At 41.7% G+C, this 19120-nt stretch carries 16 protein-coding genes; 5 read left to right on the top strand and 11 right to left on the bottom strand.

Annotation, left to right across the window (positions count from 1 at the left end; all coding sequences use genetic code 11):
- The first annotated feature begins 2 nt into the window (after positions 1 to 2).
- Positions 3 to 590, top strand: a complete 588-nt coding sequence (locus UABAM_RS03070; RefSeq protein WP_151966531.1) for a hypothetical protein — start codon at positions 3 to 5, stop codon at positions 588 to 590.
- Positions 591 to 849: 259 nt separating this feature from the next.
- On the opposite strand, the gene UABAM_RS33300 is transcribed toward UABAM_RS03070, so the two are convergent.
- A complete protein-coding gene (locus UABAM_RS33300) occupies positions 850 to 993 on the bottom strand; it encodes a hypothetical protein (RefSeq protein WP_173013107.1) in 144 nt (47 codons plus the stop codon).
- Positions 974 to 2077: a hypothetical protein gene (locus UABAM_RS03065; protein ID WP_151966530.1), complete on the bottom strand. Its 1104-nt coding sequence runs from the start codon at positions 2075 to 2077 to the stop codon at positions 974 to 976. The genes UABAM_RS33300 and UABAM_RS03065 overlap by 20 nt, the downstream gene beginning before the upstream one ends.
- A gap of 39 nt (positions 2078 to 2116) precedes the next feature.
- On the opposite strand from UABAM_RS03065, the gene UABAM_RS03060 reads away from it, so the two are divergent.
- The 3 genes from UABAM_RS03060 to UABAM_RS03050 all read left to right on the top strand — a co-directional run bounded on the left by UABAM_RS03060 (position 2117) and on the right by UABAM_RS03050 (position 9908).
- Complete coding sequence (locus UABAM_RS03060; RefSeq protein WP_151966529.1) at positions 2117 to 8251, top strand: type I polyketide synthase; 6135 nt, start codon at positions 2117 to 2119, stop codon at positions 8249 to 8251.
- Positions 8244 to 9251, top strand: a complete 1008-nt coding sequence (locus UABAM_RS03055; RefSeq protein ID WP_151966528.1) for a methyltransferase — start codon at positions 8244 to 8246, stop codon at positions 9249 to 9251. Before UABAM_RS03060 ends, UABAM_RS03055 begins: the two co-directional genes overlap by 8 nt.
- Positions 9252 to 9341: 90 nt before the next feature.
- The gene (locus UABAM_RS03050) at positions 9342 to 9908 is read left to right on the top strand and encodes a hypothetical protein (RefSeq protein ID WP_151966527.1); all 567 of its coding nucleotides are present in this window, start codon (positions 9342 to 9344) and stop codon (positions 9906 to 9908) included.
- A gap of 21 nt (positions 9909 to 9929) precedes the next feature.
- Here UABAM_RS03050 and UABAM_RS03045 read toward each other — a convergent pair whose 3' ends face one another.
- The gene (locus UABAM_RS03045) at positions 9930 to 10937 is read right to left on the bottom strand and encodes a leucine-rich repeat domain-containing protein (protein ID WP_151966526.1); all 1008 of its coding nucleotides are present in this window, start codon (positions 10935 to 10937) and stop codon (positions 9930 to 9932) included.
- A gap of 220 nt (positions 10938 to 11157) precedes the next feature.
- Between UABAM_RS03045 and UABAM_RS03040 the strand changes: the two genes are divergently transcribed.
- On the top strand, positions 11158 to 11469 hold the full coding sequence (locus UABAM_RS03040) for a flotillin-like FloA family protein (RefSeq protein ID WP_173013106.1): 312 nt from the start codon (positions 11158 to 11160) through the stop codon (positions 11467 to 11469).
- An 83-nt stretch (positions 11470 to 11552) separates the two neighbouring features.
- On the opposite strand, the gene UABAM_RS03035 is transcribed toward UABAM_RS03040, so the two are convergent.
- The 8 genes from UABAM_RS03035 to atpF form a co-directional block, all read right to left on the bottom strand.
- Complete coding sequence (locus UABAM_RS03035; RefSeq protein WP_151966524.1) at positions 11553 to 12641, bottom strand: hypothetical protein; 1089 nt, start codon at positions 12639 to 12641, stop codon at positions 11553 to 11555.
- 279 nt (positions 12642 to 12920) lie between these two features.
- Positions 12921 to 13355: a hypothetical protein gene (locus UABAM_RS03030; RefSeq protein WP_151966523.1), complete on the bottom strand. Its 435-nt coding sequence runs from the start codon at positions 13353 to 13355 to the stop codon at positions 12921 to 12923.
- A gap of 239 nt (positions 13356 to 13594) precedes the next feature.
- Entirely contained in the window at positions 13595 to 14008 is a 414-nt protein-coding gene (locus UABAM_RS03025; protein WP_151966522.1) for a F0F1 ATP synthase subunit epsilon, read from the bottom strand.
- 9 nt (positions 14009 to 14017) lie between these two features.
- A complete protein-coding gene (gene atpD, locus UABAM_RS03020; RefSeq protein WP_151966521.1) occupies positions 14018 to 15433 on the bottom strand; it encodes a F0F1 ATP synthase subunit beta in 1416 nt (471 codons plus the stop codon).
- Between the two features lie 100 nt (positions 15434 to 15533).
- Positions 15534 to 16397 carry an ATP synthase F1 subunit gamma gene (atpG, locus tag UABAM_RS03015; RefSeq protein WP_151966520.1) on the bottom strand — a complete coding sequence of 288 codons (864 nt, stop codon included), beginning with the start codon at positions 16395 to 16397 and terminating at the stop codon, positions 15534 to 15536.
- Positions 16398 to 16403: 6 nt separating this feature from the next.
- The gene (gene atpA, locus UABAM_RS03010) at positions 16404 to 17909 is read right to left on the bottom strand and encodes a F0F1 ATP synthase subunit alpha (protein WP_151966519.1); all 1506 of its coding nucleotides are present in this window, start codon (positions 17907 to 17909) and stop codon (positions 16404 to 16406) included.
- Positions 17899 to 18456: an ATP synthase F1 subunit delta gene (gene atpH, locus UABAM_RS03005; protein WP_151966518.1), complete on the bottom strand. Its 558-nt coding sequence runs from the start codon at positions 18454 to 18456 to the stop codon at positions 17899 to 17901. Before atpH ends, atpA begins: the two co-directional genes overlap by 11 nt.
- Positions 18457 to 18518: 62 nt before the next feature.
- Positions 18519 to 19112 (bottom strand): F0F1 ATP synthase subunit B, encoded by a 594-nt coding sequence (atpF, locus tag UABAM_RS03000; protein ID WP_151966517.1) that lies wholly within the window; start codon positions 19110 to 19112, stop codon positions 18519 to 18521.
- Positions 19113 to 19120 lie beyond the last annotated feature (8 nt).

The raw sequence follows: 19120 nt of genomic DNA, 5'->3' as shown, positions 1-19120 counted from the left end.
GCATGCAACGTTGGAATTATCCACAGTTTAGACCTGGAATCATGGGGAAAATAGAAAAAGTCGTCGGACCAGGAATGAGCAAAACCGAACTAGTTGTCGTTTTCGCTTCAGGGACTGTTGCTGCAACAATGATGATTGCATTTAGCGTATACAAAGATCCACAGTGGTCACTTTTGCAGACCATCATCGCAACGTTGTTGGTCTTTGACTTGGTAGGAGGAGCCGTATGCAATGCGACTTCCCCGACAAAACGCTGGTACCATCGTGCACAAAGTAGTCGTCAAAGTCGCATTCTCTTTGTCGTTGGGCATGCAGCATATCCCTTTCTCGTCGCGTGGTTATTTCGCGCCATGGACTGGAAATACTTTTGCGTTGTTTACGGATATTTGTGTTTTAGCGCTGTCATTGTGGCTTTTACAGCACTCTATCTACAACGCTGTGTGGCCGTTCTCATCTTATGCGGTGCTATCTTTATCGATAGTTATATTTTCACACTTACTCCAGGGTTTGAGTGGTTTATTCCTATCCTTTTTCTAAAATTGATTGTAGGACATATGGTGAAAGAGGAACCGTACACTGCGGAAGAGTAAGTTGCTTATGTGATAAAAGCGTTTGAAACCGAGGGGTGTTGCATGAAACTATAAATCTACCCCGGGTGTCGTCCCTGACCTCGGGTGTCGTCCCTGACCTCGGGTGTTATCTCTGCCCCTAGGTGTCATCCCTGACTTGATCAGGGATCCAGCGTTTACAAGTCCACTTTACATTGCTGGTTTCCCGCTTATGCGGGAATGACATGGATTTGTGAGTGTTTATTAAGAAGCTTTCACGCTTAGCTTGACGTGTATGCGCTTACGCGGGAATGACACACTCGTGTAGTTCCGTCTCAGTAACACTGAAATAACTTTGTTCTCTTACGGGATCGGGAACGGGAACGGGATCGGGAACGGGATCGGGAACGGGATCGTTTATAAAATTATATAGTGTGTATTTCACGTGATAGATTTTTTCTTTTTGGTGCGGGAGGAAATTCAAATTGTGGGTATCCTACACGACTAAAAAACATGGAACGCCCACGAGGAAGACCGTGGTCCTTAACAAATGCTTTGCAAATATCAGTGTGTTGCAAAACAATACTCATGGGGTGAAAACTAATCCCTTCTTTGGCTGCGTTCAACCACAATTGAAATAACAGCGCTCCGCCTTTGAGTAGGGTAAGAGTATCCGGGTTCTCTTCATGAAAATTTACATACAAAAGAGCGGGGGTTGTTGCCACGAGTTGTCCAAACTGTGCAGCGATTGTCTCTGGAAATTTCGTGTGTTTTAAAAAACTCATTACAAAAGGTGAAAACAATACGCGGTACCAATATTTTTTCAACGTGGACAATGGCCCAAATAATTGGGTAATGGGTAGACCTATTTCTTTTTGTGCACCAAAGCTAACGAATTTATATGTTTCGCGCCACGCTTTACTATGTGTGAATTCCAACTTAGCGTGAGTAGAGACAAAATTTGCTATACGTGAAATTTTTTCGCTATCTTCGACAAAACAGATGCGACAATGCTCCTTGGCATCGTTAAACAACAGAGAATTGCTATTGATAAGTTGTTGCTGGACATCGGAAGAAATGCGTTGTTGCTGATATGGACCGCGATTGGTGATACGTTTGTCCAAAAATGCCGTATCAAAGTCGTGATCGCTATCAGAAACGGCAATAATGGCCAACGGTTTCCAATTTGAAGAAATACCCTTAATAACAACATTTTGTGAATTTGCCCAGCAAAACGTGGCACAGCACCTCTGAGAATGTAATGCCAAACTTAGGTTTTCTAGAAAAATACCAATACTCAACGCCATTTCTAGATGGTGACAATCTAAAGAACGTAGTTGACGTTCTTTATTCAAACAAACGGCAATATAAAGTGCCGAGGAAGACAAATTGATTCCGAAACATTCAAGGGACGAAAGAGCTTCGCGACTGTCAAATAAAACAATTTCCCATGGTTGACTATTGTGTGAAGATGGCGCTGTGGCAGCAAGATCAATAGCGTTGTGTAATCTATTTTTCAATGATTTCATTTCGCTGGTCCTTTTTTAACATTAAGTGGAAAGAGTAAAATGACAACAACAAACATCATAGATATTCTTTTTTCCCGAGCACAAAAAACACCGCGTAAGACGGCCTTTATCTTCCTAGAAGATGGAGAGCAACAAGAAACGCGCCTGACATACCATGAGCTGTGTCTTCGCGTCCAATCTATCGCTAAATCTTTATCTAACTATAAAAATGAAACAGCGCTGTTATTATTTCCTTCAGGAATAGATTATATATGTGGTTTTTTAGGTTGTTTATACGCCGAAGTAATTGCGGTTCCAGCATACCCGCCTCAACCTCATCGTATGAAGCGAACCTTGCCACGACTCAAATCCATTATTGAAAATTCACGGTCAAAGATTATTCTAACAAATAGTCAACATATACAAACAATAAATCGCGTTTTTAACGACACAAACATTCACATTTCGAACCCAATAGCGATCGATACGATTATCATAGAAAAAGACTTACAAAATTCACCACAAATACAGGCAGACGTTGCCTTTTTGCAGTATACCTCTGGTTCTACAGGTAACCCGCGAGGAGTTATGGTCACTCATAACAACATTATACACAATGCAAGTATTGAAAAAGATATTTTTCCAAAAACAGAGCAAGATATCGGAGTGAGTTGGCTACCAATGTTTCATGACATGGGGCTGTTTACGGGGATTATCCACCCAATTTTCAATGGATATACCCAAATTTTAATGTCACCGGAAAGTTTTGTACAAAAGCCTTTCCGGTGGTTACAAGCAATCTATAGGTATGGCGGTACAACCTCTTATGCGCCCAATTTTGCTTATGTAATGTGTGTAAAAAAAATTAATGCCGCACAAAAAAAGCAAATTTCGCTTAAAACGTGGCGCATCGCGGCAAACGCTGCCGAGCCAGTTCGCCAAAAAACTATGGATGACTTTTACCAAGCCTTCAAAGAATGTGAATTTTCACAACAAGCACTGTCTCCAGCCTATGGCATGGCAGAAGCGACCCTCATTGTCAGTGGTGGTAATCCTAAAGAGAAATATCGACGCGCTCATTTTCTCAAAGATTATCGTGGACAAAACGCGACAACACAAAAACAAGTCATCAGTGGTGGTACGCCTCGTGGAGAAGTCATCATTGTCCATCCACAAACCATGAAAGAATGCAACGAACAGCATGAAGGAGAAATCTGGATAAAAAATGCAAGCGTATCTCCTGGATATTGGAATAATAGTGCCGCAAATACCGAAAAGTTTGAACAATATACTGCGGACACCAAAAAAGGACCATTTTTTCGTAGTGGTGACCTTGGCTTTATTAAGGACGGAGAACTTTACATCACTGGTCGTTACAAAGATATGATCATTGTTCGCGGAAGTAATTTTTATCCACAAGATATCGAGTATGTTGTCGAAGAAAGTGATCCCTCTTTACGTAGTGGTTGTGGCGCAGCGTTTTCCATTGAAGTAGACGACGAAGAACATCTCGTTATTCTACAAGAAATCAATTCCACTGAGTTCGCGTACACCGATATCATAGACAAGATTCTCCAACAAGTCAGCAGTTATTATGAAATTGAGGTTGCGGCAATCGTGTTAATCGCACCGCAAACCATCCCCAAAACTTCCAGCGGCAAAATTCAGCGTTCTTTATGCCGCACACTTTTTATTGAGGGCAAATTAACCACTTTGCATTCGTGGAAAAATCCCATAATACAAACGAATAGCCAGAAATCCGCTGGTGAAATTGAACAATGGTTGATCGCCAAGTTGCAAAGTTGGGGGATTGATACACGTATAGATTCCCACGCCCCCTTTTCCCGTTATGGTTTAGGATCTTCAAGGCTCATCGAGTTGTCAGGTGAATTGCAAAACTGGCTCAATTGCACATTGAATTCAACAGTCATGTGGGAATACCCGACAATTGCATCACTCGCCTCTTTTTTATCCGCCAACAATTCATCGGCATTAGAATATCGTCCAATATCACGAGAGGCAACACCAACGATTACGCAACAACCCATAGCCGTCGTCGGAATGGGGTGTCGTTTTCCCGGTTCTAACAATGTCGATGAGTACTGGCAATTTCTAATGAACGGACAAAATGCCATTAGGAAGTATCCGCAACAGCGTTTTGCCGCCAAATCTCTATCGTCATTTTCCGGAGGATTTATTGACGATGTGGATCAGTTTGACCCGGTATTTTGGGGAATTGCCCCCAAAGAAGTGCCATTTATTGATCCACAACAAAGAATACTCCTCGAAGTAACGTGGCAAGCGTTGGAAAGTGCGGGAATTCCTCCCAAAAAAATTCGCGGCACAGATGTTGGCATTTTTATTGGTATCAGTAGTTGGGACTATTCTCAATTGCACATGCCATTGTCTTCTACGATTAACGAACATTCTCTTACCGGTAATGCTCTCAGTATCGCCGCAAATCGCATTTCATATTTATTGGACCTGCATGGTCCGAGCATGGCAATTGACACAGCGTGTTCTTCGTCTTTAACCGCCATCCATATTGCATGTCAAAACCTGCGTAACGCAGAATGCTCGATGGCAATCGCAGGCGGAGTTAACGTAATTCTGAGTGGCTCTTTTCATCACGCCTTGCAACATAAAAACATGCTTTCTCCTCATTTCAAGTGCCAAACCTTCAGCGCCGAAGCCGATGGCTATGTTAGAGGAGAAGGTTGTGGAATGGTTGTCTTAAAACGCCTAGATGACGCCATTCGCCATCAGGATAACATTCTTGCCGTGATTCGTGGTTCGGCCGTCAACCAGGATGGGCAAAGCAATGGCCTAACCGCCCCCAATCCACATTCGCAACAACATGTGGTGAACCGCGCTTTGCGTTTTGCCAACATTCGCGCACAAGACATTGATTACATCGAAACTCATGGCACAGGTACTCCCTTGGGAGATCCCATTGAAATAAATGCTCTTCACGAAATATACCAACAACGCAACACACCTTGTTTTTTAGGTGCTGTCAAAGCAAACATTGGTCACCTGGAGGCTGCGGCCGGCGTTGCGGGACTTATCAAAACGGTACTGTGCATTCACCATCGACGAATACCTCCACAAATGTATGCCACAAATCTAAATCCGTTATTGCAAGACGCCTTAACAACGTTTACCATTCCCCAGCAGTCCGAACCGTGGAAAAACGAAAAGCGCTGTGCAGGGGTAAGTTCTCTTGGTTTTGGCGGAGCCAATGCTCACATTGTTTTAAGTAATTCGGCCACGTCATCATTGCCATCAAGTCCACGCGAACACGAAGTTTTTTGTGTTTCTGCACGCGACAAAAATGCCCTACGTCAATTACTACAAAAGTGGCAAGCCTATTTGCAAGATACCACAGATTCTCTACGGGATATTTGTTACTCCGCCAATTCTGGTCGCAACCATTTTATTTATCGTTGGGCAACCACTGCCAAGAGTTGCGAAGACTTGCACCACAAAATATGCGATATAAATACAGAAAGTATTTGCGCAACACAAGACAATGCGCAAGTGTCTCTATTATTCACCGGACAAGCGAGCACGGCTCCTGGTATGGGACAAGACCTCTATGAAAACCATCAGGTATTCCGCACGGAAATAGATGCATGCGCGCAAATTTGCAAGCAATACACCGATGTATCGCTTGTCGATTTATTGACCAACGCCGACAACGATCACTATTTACAGCAAGACGCTGTGTGTGCGCAACTAGCTCTTTTCTCTTTTGAAGTGGCGCTTTTTTCTTTGTGGCAAAGCTGGGGAATAAAACCTTCGTGGGTGATGGGACATAGCCTAGGTGAATATGCTGCCGCCTATGTTGCTGGAGTATTTTCCTTAGAGGATGCGTTAAAAATCATCGCGGTGCGCGCGCAACTCATGAAGGACCTAAAAGATTGTGGTACAATGGTGGCGATCGAAAAACCCCATGAAAAAATTACGATAAACGAACATATTTCCATTGCAGCGATCAATGGTCCACAAAATACCGTTCTGTCCGGCAGTGAACAACACTTGCGCGATTACCTCGCGCATCACCCACAATTACCATACAAATGGCTACAAGTAACCCATGGTTTTCATTCACCTATTTTAGACTCCATACTCGACTCTTTTGAACAGCAAATAGCCGCGATTACTTACCATGCGCCACAAATAAATATTGTCTCGAATGTTACGGGACAGTCTGCAACGCAAATGGACGCTAGTTATTGGAGAAAACATTTACGTGAAACGGTTCGTTTTAGCGACGGTGTGCAATTTTTGCGACAACAAGGTACAAATATATTTTTAGAGATTGGACCACGCCCGGTGCTATCAGCACTTGTAAAAAAGAGTATACCACACGCGTTGTCACTATATTATCATCATAAAAATTCATGGAGAACGCTTGCGTCTACATTGAGACATCTATATCGTCACGGACTCCATCTACAGTGGTCAAATATTTACCGAGCGCATGAAAATAATCTAGTGCCCATTCCGCACTATTCTTTTCACCATTCCTCTTATTGGTTAAAGAGTATTGGTGACTCTTCTACAGAGAGCGTCGACTCTTACAGTAAGATGCTAGGAATGATCGAACAACAAAATGCTTTGATTCGCGATATTCATCAAAGCGTTTCTGTAAAGAGAGATTTACGGGATGTGGGGGGAGATTTACGGGATGTAAATATTGGACAGGATTTACAGGATGGACAGGATAAATATACCTTACTTATTGGTGCGATTTCGGAGGTGAGTGGTTTTCCTGTCGATGAAATATATGAAAACGACCATTTCATGGAGAATTTGGGTTTTGACTCGCTTATGATCGTAAATTTACAGAATAAAATAATGAGTCTGACACCATTTAAAAATATCAAAATAAAGGACCTAGCTACGGCAACTACTGTTGGTATTTTGTATAAACAGCTCACAAACGACAACCCTACGCCACAAAAAATCCTTGTCGCAAAACAAAACGTTTCTCATGAGGATAGCGACTTTAAAAACTGGCCAGAATACAAATCTTTGCAAAAGTCGCCTTTTTTTCCACAAGGAGAAAATCCCTACCGGCGTATTCACGAATCGCAACACGGAATCACCACCACAGTCAACGGTAAAGAGGTGATCAACTTTGCCAGCTACGATTATCTGTCATTAACCGGTGAGTCAGAAATTATCAACGATGTGCAACAAACCGTTGCGCTCTATGGAACTTCGGCTTCTGCATCTCCGTTGTTGATGGGAGATACTCCTATTCATCGTCAGTTAGAGAACGAAATCGCAAGCTTTATTGGTACACACGACGCCATGGTTTTTCCCAGCGGACATGCGACAAATGTTACCGCGGTAGGACATTTGTTTTCTACAGAAGATTTAATTATCCACGATCAACTGATTCACAACAGCGTTGCCCAAGGTGCGATACTCTCCGGAGCGAAATATCGTTCTTTTCCACATAACGATTGGCAAATGCTCGACAAAATTTTAACCACTATTCGCCATCAGTATCGTCGTGTTCTCATCGCGATTGAAGGAGTATATAGCCAAGACGGAGATATTGCCCCTCTACCACAGATACTCGAAGTCAAACGCAAACATCGCGCGTGGCTACTCGTCGATGAAGCGCACTCGATGGGTACCTTAGGGAAAACAGGACGTGGCATTAGTGAATACTTTGCCATAGATCCTTTAGAAGTCGATTTGTGGATGAGTTCCATTAGCAAAGCTCTTGCCAGTTGTGGAGGCTACTTGGCAGGACAAAGCGATTTGATGCGTTATTTGAAATTCACTGTTCCTGGGTACATTTTTGCCGCAACGATTTCACCGGCCAATACGATGGCGGCCTTGAGTGCTATACGCACAATTAAGAAACAACCGCGACGCGTGGCACAGCTACAGGAAAATGCTGCTCTCTTTTTACGATTGGCCAAAGAGGCAGGCTTGAATACAGGTCCCTCACAGGACTCTCCGGTGATACCTATCATTCTCGGATCTATCGAAAAATGTATCCACATTTCACAAAAGCTACTAGAACAAGGTATTAACGTCATGCCCATCGGTTATCCTGCAGTTCCCAAAACGCAAGCGCGCCTGCGTTTCTTTGTCAACACCAACCATTCTACGCAACAGATACAAAAAACCATTGAAATTTTAATAAAATTAGGAGAGGAATATGGATAAGTCGTTTGCTTTGGTTCAAGACCTTTTGATTGGTAGTTGGAAATTTCAAGTCGTCGTAACATGCTTACAACTAAAGATATTCGAAAAACTACAACAGTCTGCAACTTTGCAGGAAGTGGCGACACAAATATCTGCCCCCGAGGAGTCGACCCAAAAAATACTCACCGCGAGTGTGGCTTTGGGCCTACTGCATAAAGAAAACGAACAATACGCAAACACCCCTGCGACCAATGCCCTTTTAGTAGAAAGTAGCCCTGCGTTCATGGGAAACTTGTTTCACCATGTGTGCGATGTCAACCCACTGTGGCTCAACTTGACAGACGCTATTCGCGAAAATAGCAATCGCTGGTTACAAACCACTGGTTCTGCCGAGGGGCACTTCGCTACGCTTTATAAAGACCCACAACGTTTGCGAAAATTTATGGAAACGATGCATTTTTTTAATGAACAAGTCGCCAAAGCACTTGCCGAGGTGGTCGATTTTTCTTCACGTAAAGCCATTCTCGATGTTGGGGGAGCGACAGGGATTTTATGTGATATTATTCACAAAAAATATCCACACATGCAAACCACAGTTTACGATCTAGAAGAAGTGTGCCAAATCTCCCGAGAATTTACCGAAAAATATGACACCAATATTGCCTTTCACAGCGGAAATTTCTTAGAAGAACAATTGCCATCAGGATTCGATGTCATTTATCTCGGTTGGGTACTACACGATTGGTCCACGGAAATTCAGTTACAATTAATCGAAAAGTGCTATGAGGCTCTACCTGAGGGAGGAATGCTTCTTATTACCGAAAACTTCCTCGCCGAAGATGGAAGCGGACCACTGTTTACTTCACTACTATCTCTTGATATGCTAGTGTCCACCGATGGCGGTGGCGAAAGTACTCAATCACAGTACTGTGAGCGCCTACAACAAAATGGATTTCGCGACATTGAAGTAAAAGAGCATGTCGGAGGACGATCACTCATTATTGCTTATAAAAAAATTTAGACCGGTTTAACTTTTCGATGATCAAAAGACCTTTTTTACTCCTGTAAATCCTGTCTAAATCTTTTGGGTTTATGAAAAGAAAGAATTTTTATGAAAAATTATTGGAAACGCCTGTTGACAAAAGTCGGTGCCGTTATTTTTGGCATCATTGTTATTTTGTATACTTTTGAGATGATGTTCCCCGATCGCGTGGATTGGAAAACGTTTTTTGCACTGACAAACACTTTAGTAGACGCTTGGGGAAACATTATACTTATGCTCATCATACTTGCCTACTTGGGTTATACACGCAATGTGATGATGAAATCATTGGCTCCGTTTCTCAACGATTTGAAAAGCCAAAGTAAAGACCTAAGTGACGCGATCATTGTGAGTATTGACAAAATAAATGCCACGATGAAAAGCCTCGAAGAAACACTGGAGGCTTCGCGTCAATTTGTACAGTCCGACGAGTGGCGCAAAGAATTGCAAAGTGCCTCAGATCATTTACAAAAACAATTGGAGGAATTAGCGCAATCCGCTGGACTACGCGACGACGCCATTGAACTAAAAAACGCGATCGTCGAATCTTTGGCAAAAGCAAATAAAGCGATGGATAAATTGGCCGAATCGACCGAGGATTTGAAGGTATATTTGCGCAATAATCAAAAAAAATAGAAAAGGGTTCGTCCTGTGTCACTAGATTTCAATGGTGCAGTCTTTTAGGTAGTGATACAAAAAGTCACTATTTTCTATTTTGTTGCCCGATAGGTCTAGGTAAGAAAGTTTGGCAAGTTCGGCAAGTTCAAAAGGAACCTCGCGAATGTGATTGTAGGCAACATTAAGTTCAAACAGATTGGGCAAATTGTGAATCAAACTTGGAATTTCCCCAATGTAGTTGTACGACAAATCCAAATTCGTCAAACTGTGTAACTCCCACAAGCAACTAGGGACGTTTTGTATTTTGTTTTCTGACAAGTTGAGGTTGTGAAGATCTTTGAGATTTGCAATGGAATGTGGAATCGTTTCAATATCTGTTTTCCATAGACATAATTCGTTCAGTGTATGTAGTTTTTCAATTTCTTCGGGTATCTCACCGATGGAATTTCCCCACAAACTCAAATTGCGCAATTGTGTTAAGTGGGTAATTTGCATGGGAAAGCTTTTGAAATTGTTCATACATAACCGCAACTCTCGCAATTCTTTGAGTGCGGAGAAATCTTCGGGTAAATCCTCGATATTGTTTTCCGAAACGCGCAGACACATTAATCCACAGAGTTGCTTTATTTGCGCAGGGATTTCTGTCAAAAAGTTTGTCGATAAACTCAAAGAACGCAGCGATTTCATGGCAAAAACCTCTTTGGGAATTTCGCGCAGTTTGTTGTTGTCCAGGTTTAGTTCATGGATGTTTACATTTTGGATATCTATGAGGTCAATGGATCTTGCAGAACTCACATCCAAACGTTGAATGTGTCCGCCTTCGATACGCGAGTTCTCCATGTTTTTGAGGCGCAACTGTGAAAAATTACAATTGCGAAAAACCGTATTTTCAATCGTGTCTATTTCGACGAGTTTGCTGCGGAAACTACAATTGTCAAATTCACAATCTTTTACTTGTGAAATCGGATTTTCTAGGTGTAGCGTACACCCAAAGTATTGTGCATTGTCTTCGAGTTCTTCTATTACGGTTTTTTTATAAACAGCCATACTTTTCCCAACAACTAAAATTTACACAGCAATGGTTTGACATGATTTTATTATGATAACATATCTTTTCAAGATATTTTACATACTTTTATGAATGTTTTGAGTTGTTTCAAAGCAATTAAAAAAACATCAAATAACGTAAGTCTTTATTTTAAAATAACTTTTGAGGCCTTCAAATTGAAGGTCTCAAAATTGTATTCACGTTTTATTAGGAATGAAAATGATGGAATTTTTATTTATCGCTTCTTTCACCGGCGCTTTTGTCGCTGCGGTATGGATCGTTATTCTTGTCGTATTTGCGTGGTTAATGTTTACATTTCGCAAGGGTATGCTCAACAGAATAGATAGCGAAATCCTCGCTCACAAAGCGATGGCCGAAGCGCAGGGAATCGATATTACGGTGACCGATTTAGAGATTCATCGCCACGCTGGCGGAGACATTGCCAATGTCGTCACCTCGATGATCGCCGCAAAAATGGAAGGCGAAACTTTGACCTTTCAACAAGCATGTGCAAAAGATTTGACGAAATAAACCAAAGAAAACCTTAAGTCCTTGGTATAAAAAGACTTTTGAGACCTTCAAATTGAAGGTCTCAAAATCAATACAACGATAATTTATGCTCCACCCGCGGCGGCACCACCCACGCCCAATATAGCGCCGATCTTGGAATCAATGGCCTGTCCGATCGCCTCTAATAGTTCTTTTACCTCACCTAAAATCGTTTTCGGCAAATTTAATATTGAGTACACTGGACTCGGCTTTTTGATTTTGGAATTCTGCAATTGTCCATTGCGAAATTCAGCAACTAAGGCACTATGGACCATTGCGTAGCGTTCCGCAGGTAGCGTATACACCGGCGAATCATCTGGTAATAGAGCGATGGTATTCATATTGGCGAGCTTGACGGACTTTCCTTCTCTATTTTCGTAGTACAGAGACAGATTGACCACATAAGGATACGGTAAACGAAATTTGATACCGTTATCGAACTCCTCTGTAGTCGTTGGTGGTTGTGTCGTAGTATTTTTTTTGTTTTTCACACTGAATTTTTTTGCGCTCAGTGTCATTTTTAAATTTCCGGTGGCCACAGGATTGTTAATTCTCACCTGCTGCTCTTTATCGCGAACATCGAAGGAAAAATTTTGGTTGCCTTTGAGAACTTTTAAATCGTCGCGGAGTTCACTCACCAAACGCGCCTCTTCAGAAGAAAATTTTTGTGGGGCATCGGTAATGGTAAAGTTTAACGTTATCGAGGAATTGGGCAATTCAATGCTGCTTTCGTCCTTACTCTCCCCCTCCACTTTTGCGGTAAAGTCTTCTTCAGGTAAGATATCGGAAACAAACGTCTGGATAAAACCATCTTTAGAAATGCGAACATCAATGCTGTCGTTGTACCAAATACTACTATCGTAGTTTAATAGATACACCTGATCCGGATCAGGAACCGCCTTTTGTGTTAGTTTTATTTTTGCCTCGTATTGTAGTATTTGCTGTTTTGAAATCACTTTATTGTCTTTATCGGTTTTGACTGTCTCCACAACCTTATCACCGATTTGCAAATCTACAAGGAACATACTTTTTGGTAGATAATAAGGAATGCCCGTTGTACTTTGAGGATGAACAACATCTATTTGTTTGCTCTCAATGAGCTTATACGAACAGCCTGTGAACAGTAGCGCGAGAATGAACCATATTTTCAGCATTGTGTCTCCCATTGAAATAATGTCCCTTTTTTTATACACAAATTGCACAATTTTTAACACACATATAATATACGAGTATAGCTTTTTGAAATACGCATTACAAAAAAAAACAGACGTACACCTTGTTTTATCAATAATCCAGCATACGAATTGTGATTAAATTTGACTTTGGCATGGCGTTTGCTATATTCACACTTAATAAAATTATAAAATGATTAACTGACTAGTACAACAAAGGGGAAAAAAATGAAAAAGCTATTATTTGCAGCGATCGCAACACTATCTACAACTGCACTTTATGCCGACAACTGTCAGACCTATGATACACGCCATCAGCGATGGTCTAACAATAACCACTATCACGTACAAACAAGACATCATAGAGACCGTGTAGTACACAGAGATTATAGAAACAATCGAAATTTCCAAACCAACCGAAATTTTAGAAACAATCGCAACTTCCGCAATACGAGAAACAGCGGTTTCAATATAAACCTCAGATACAACTCTAACCATCGAGTAAATAGAGATTTTCGCCACAATAGAAACCATGGTGTGAACAGAAACTTTCGCAACACTAGGCATCACGGCGTCTATAAGAATTTCCGCCATACCAGAGATTATAGAGTCAACAAAGATTTCCGCAACAATAGAAACATTCGCAATACCAGAAACCATAGAGTGAATGGGAACTTTCACTACAATAAAAATCATAGAGTGAATAGAGATTTCCGTCACAGAAATCATGGAGTCAGCAAAAATTACCACTACAATAACAACCACAGAGTACGCAGAAATAATAGTAGATCAAAACGCGTAAGAGTTCTTCGCAATGGACGCTATGTTTGGGTAAATGTTCGCTACTAGAACAGAGGTTCCATTAAGATGAAGATAGATATGAATACAGGTATGAAAAATAACAAAAGCACCAGAATTTCTGGTGCTTTTGTTATTTAGGCGGAAACTTGTTGCATTTGCTGTAAGGTATGTAGTTTTGATTTTACCTCAGTAATAGACTTCTGCAACTTGCTTTTTTCTTTTGCATCAGTAGGAGATTGCTCTAAAAGCTCTTTTAAATGTCCCTGCAATTCATCTTCCGAAAGCTTGGAAGCATCTATAGCGGAGTCACATATGATATTCACTTCATTGTTGCCAATATGAGCAATACCTGATCTTACATGGAAATATTTCCACGCATCGGTGTTGATACGTAGAGTTCCTTGGCCGAGTAACAGAACAACAGGAGCGTGGTCATATTTTATAGCCCATTCACCATCTACCGCGGGAAGAACGCACCAATTAATAGTTTCGGTAACTGCTGCACCTTCTGGTGTGGTGATGAGAAATTTGATTTTTTTGTCGCTCATGCCTTCTTTTTACCCTTCCTTCTTCATTTTTTCTGCTTTTGCAACAGCGTCTTCTATTGTACCAACGTACATAAAAGCACCTTCTGGCAAATGATCGTAGTTTCCTGCAACAACTTCTTTGAAACTGCGAACTGTATCTTCACGTTTGACGTAAACACCAGCTACACCAGTAAATACTTCCGCAACGTGGAATGGCTGCGATAAGAATTTTTCGATGCGTCTTGCGCGGTGTACAACGAGCTTGTCTTCGTCAGAAAGTTCTTCCACACCAAGAATTGCGATGATGTCTTGCAATTCTTTGTAACGCTGTAAAATTCCCTGAACAGCTTTTGCCACCTCGTAGTGATCTTCACCTACGTACTGAGGGTCCATGATTCTTGAAGAGGACGCCAGTGGATCTACCGCAGGATAAATACCTTTTTCCACGATGGTACGCGACAAGTTTGTCGTCGCATCCAAGTGAGTAAACGCCGTAGCAGGTGCTGGGTCGGTGTAGTCATCCGCAGGAACGTAAATCGCCTGAATTGACGTAATAGAACCTTTTTGTGTCGAGGTAATGCGTTCTTGAAGTTCCCCCATCTCCGTAGAAAGAGTTGGTTGGTAACCTACCGCGGAAGGCATACGCCCGAGAAGAGCCGATACTTCCGAACCCGCTTGAGTAAAACGGAAAATGTTATCGATAAAGACGAGAATGTCCTTACCTGAAGTATCGCGGAAGTGCTCTGCCATTGTCAAACCAGACAGCGCAACGCGTAAACGTGCTCCAGGTGGTTCGTTCATCTGTCCATATACGAGAGCGGTTTGATCTAAAACGCTACCGCCTTCGATCTTCGCATCTTCCATCTCGTGCCACAGATCGTTTCCTTCACGAGTACGCTCACCTACACCACAAAAAACCGAATAACCATCGTGTTCTTTGGCAATGTTGTTGATGAGTTCCTGAATAATTACTGTTTTTCCTACACCCGCTCCACCAAACAAACCGGTTTTTCCACCGCGAACGTAAGGAGCCAATAGGTCAACAACTTTTATTCCCGTCTCAAATATTTCGGTTTTTGGTTCTAAGTTTACTAGTTTTGGAGGTGCGGCAAAAATGGGACGACGTTCTTTCGTTTTTACTTCACCCCTTTTATCAATTGGCTCACCTAGTAGGTTAAATACGCGTCCTAGAGTTTCCTTACCAACCGGAACTTGTACAGGACTACCCGTATCTCTCACCTTACCACCACGGCGCAAACCATCGGTGGAACCTAGGGCAATCGCACGTATACGATTGTTTCCAAGGTGCTGTTGGACTTCCACAGTTAGCTCACCGACTACATCCGACTCGATTTTTAGAGCGTTGTAGATGGAAGGTAGCTCACCTGGTGGAAATTCGGCGTCGATCACCGAGCCAATTACTTGTACTATTTTTCCTTCTGTCATATTCAACATTCCATTTGAGAAATAGAAAGTCTTAAAAAATCGCGATGTAATATTTTTTAAGATCTGGTTTCTATAAAATCAATACATATGTTATGTAAGATTACTTTTGCAAAGAACGAACTGCGCCCATAATTTCCGAAAGCTCGCTAGTAATTTGTGCTTGACGTGCTCTGTTATACAGCCTGGTCAAGTCTTTGATCATGTCTGCCGCATTGTCGGTCGCCTTGTTCATCGCCAGCATTCGACTGATGTGTTCGCTCACCGCACCTTCTAAGAAAATGCGATAAAGGTTCGAATATATACTTTGCGGAACAACATAATTTAAGACTTCGTTCACATCGGGATAGACTTCATAGTTACCCGAAGACTCTTCGCTGCGATACTCATCAATAGGAAATGGCAAAAATGTCGTTGCCTTCGGTTTTTGCTGTGTTGCCGATATGTATTCCATAAAAACAACACGTACCTCGTCAACTTCATTATTTAAATATTGATCGATCAATAATTCGGCGAGAGCATATACCTTGTCGTAGTTTGCATCTTCTAATTCAAGATAGAGTTCCTTTGGTCCACTACTCTCATTGTAAATAACAGATGCTTTTTTTCCGACTACATGTAGAGATACGTTCTTGCCTTGTTCTTCGAGTTTCTGAATTTCTTTTTTGGCATAACTGATAACATTGGTGTTATAAGCCCCACAAAATCCACGATTCGAAGAGATGACGATCAAAGAGACATTTTGCACTTTTTCTCTTTTACTAGCTAGAGGATGCGACAAACTTGAATCTCTGCTCATTAAATCGGCAACTAATTTATTCAAGCTCTCGGCATATGGCTTCGCAGCTGTCACTTTGCGTGAAGCTACTTTGTACTTTGCCGCAGCAATAAGCGCCATTGTTTTGGTTATCTTTTGGATATTTTTAGCACTTTTGCGACGTTTTACTAAGGTTTTAATTTCAGCCATGATTACCTATGATTTCCATTTGCTCTTGAATTTTTCTATTGCAGACTTTAGCTTGTCTTCCTCACTTAAATCTTTCTTCTCTGCTAAAGCATCTACAACACCTTTTTCAGATGAATGCATGTACTCAAGAAGATCTTGTTCGAATTTAGCCACATCTTTTACATCAACATCATCAAGGTAGCCTTGGGTTCCGGCATAGATGATAATGACTTGATCCGCAATCTTTAGTGGTTTGTATTGGCCTTGTTTTAGAACCTCAACCATACGTTTCCCACGCTCTAATTGTTTTGCTGCTGCGGGATCGAGATCGGTTCCCATTTGTGCAAAAGCTTCTAGTTCGCGAAATGCCGCGAGGTCAAGACGCAAACTACCAGCGATCTTTTTCATCGCCTTTACCTGAGCACTACCACCTACACGCGAAACGGAGATACCAACGTCTACAGCGGGGCGTACACCGTTGAAGAATAGGTCGGGAACTAGATAGATCTGACCGTCGGTAATTGAAATCACGTTTGTAGGGATATAGGCCGAAACTTCACCTTCTTGCGTTTCGATAATCGGAAGAGCTGTTAGTGAACCGGCTCCCAAATCATCAGAAAGTTTTGCTGCACGCTCTAGTAAGCGCGAGTGAAGGTAGAAAACATCTCCAGGGAAAGCTTCACGTCCAGGAGGACGGTTGAGTAGTAGAGAAACTTGGCGATACGCTACCGCTTGTTTCGAAAGGTCGTCATAGATAACCAAGGTGTGCTTATTTTCTTCGTACATAAAGTACTCAGCAATCGCACATCCAGAGTATGGCGCAATAAACTGTTGCGGCGCAGGTGCAGAACTCGAAGCGTTTACTACTACTGTGTAGTCAAGTGCTCCGTGTTGTTTGAGTGTTTCGATAACCCCAGCAACCGTAGAATCTTTTTGACCAATCGCAACATATACACAGATTACACCTGTGTCTTTTTGGTTGATAATCGTATCTATCGCAATAGCTGTTTTACCAGTTTTACGGTCGCCAATAATCAACTCACGCTGCCCTCTACCAATGGGAATCATTGAGTCAATAGCTTTAATACCTGTTTGTAAAGGTTCAAAAACTGATTGACGATCTGCGATACCTGGTGCAGTACTTTCCACAGGTCGATAGACATCTGCTTTGATAGCAGGTTTTCCATCAAGAGGGTTTCCCAAAGGATCAACAACCCGTCCAATGATGCCAGGTCCACAAGGAACGCTTAGTACTTTCCCTGTGCACTCAACACTAAAACCTTCTTTGATTTCTGTTGATTCGCCGAGAATGATTGCCCCGATGCTGTCTTCTTCTAAGTTGAATACCTGGCCGGAAACGCCATTTTCAAACGTGAGCATTTCACCAGCCATCGCGTTTCTCAAACCGTAAATACGGGCAATACCGTCGCCTACCTCTATCACTTGGCCAACTTCTGATACATCGAGATCTTTACCATACTGCTTAATCTCTTCCTGTATAATAGAGGCGATTTCTTCTGGTTTAAATCCCATATGTCTTACTTCTTTCTAAAATGCAATTGCCTATCTTTTCTAGGTGATGTTTAATAGAGCCATCTATTAAAGTGTCTTCAACACGTATGATGAAGCCCCCTAAAATATCGGCCTTAACCTGTTCCACGAGAACGATGTCAGCAGAAAGTTTTTTCTTCAAAGCATTTACCACTTTGGTTTTGAGATCTGCTGCAAGAGGCGTTGCTGTGGTCACAAAAACCTTCACCTTACTACCTTCTAGTTCTTGTAAACTTTCTATTTCGCGATAAATGTCGCAAAGAGCAGAGAGGTGACCTTTATTGGTGAGTACTTGCAAAAAGTTGACCAAGCTGTCATGTAACTTGCCGCGAAACACTTTTTCGATAAAGTCGACCTTTACCACGCGGCTTATCTTTGGTGTTGCCAAAAAAACCGCAAAATCGTGTTGTTCGCCAACGCATTTCACTAAAAAGCTCAGTTGGTCCAACAAATCTTTTTTGTCTTCACTATCACAAATAATATCGTAGAAGGCTTCTGCGAAAGTACGAGCAATTATTGTGTTTTGCATTTGTTTTCCGTTTTACATGGTGCCAGAACCTGAATGCTAATACTAGCATTCAGATTTCGACATTAGTTTAGTGTTTTTAAATCTTCAAACGTCTTCAGTGTATCTTCGATGATTTTTGCTTGCTTTTTCTCATCTAACGACTCTTGAATCAGTTTGGTACTTATTGCTATTGATATATCAGCAGCGGTTTTGAACACTTCTTCTACGGCTTGTTGCTTTGCTAGTTTGATATCGTTTTCTGCACGAGCGCGAATACTGTCGCATTCTTTGTTCGCTTCCGCAATCATTTCTTTTTTGATTTGCTCTGCGTTTGTCTTGGCCGAATCGAAAATTGCTTTTACCTCATCTTCCGCCTTGGACAATTTTTCTTCATACTCTTGTAGTTTTTGAGCAGCTTCTTTTTGTTTTTTCTCCGCGTCTTCAATGTTGCCGCGGATAGTGTTTTCTCTTTGCTCTAATCCCGCAATAAGCGGTTTCCAAGCTACTTTGCTCAAAATAAGGAAAACGATGAAAAATGTTACCAGACTCCAAAACATCAAACCTTTTTCAAGTTTGGTAATTTGTGCGCCGTCACCACTTGCCATCAATACGGTATTGGGAATAACGAGCATTAAGATGATCATTATTTTGCCCAAATTTCTTGTCAATATAGACATGTTTACAC

The organism is Candidatus Uabimicrobium amorphum, from assembly GCF_009002475.1.
GTDB classification, from domain to species: domain Bacteria; phylum Planctomycetota; class Uabimicrobiia; order Uabimicrobiales; family Uabimicrobiaceae; genus Uabimicrobium; species Uabimicrobium amorphum.
The sequence above is the reverse complement of the archived record's forward strand: the minus strand, read 5'-3'. Positions and strand labels throughout refer to the sequence as shown.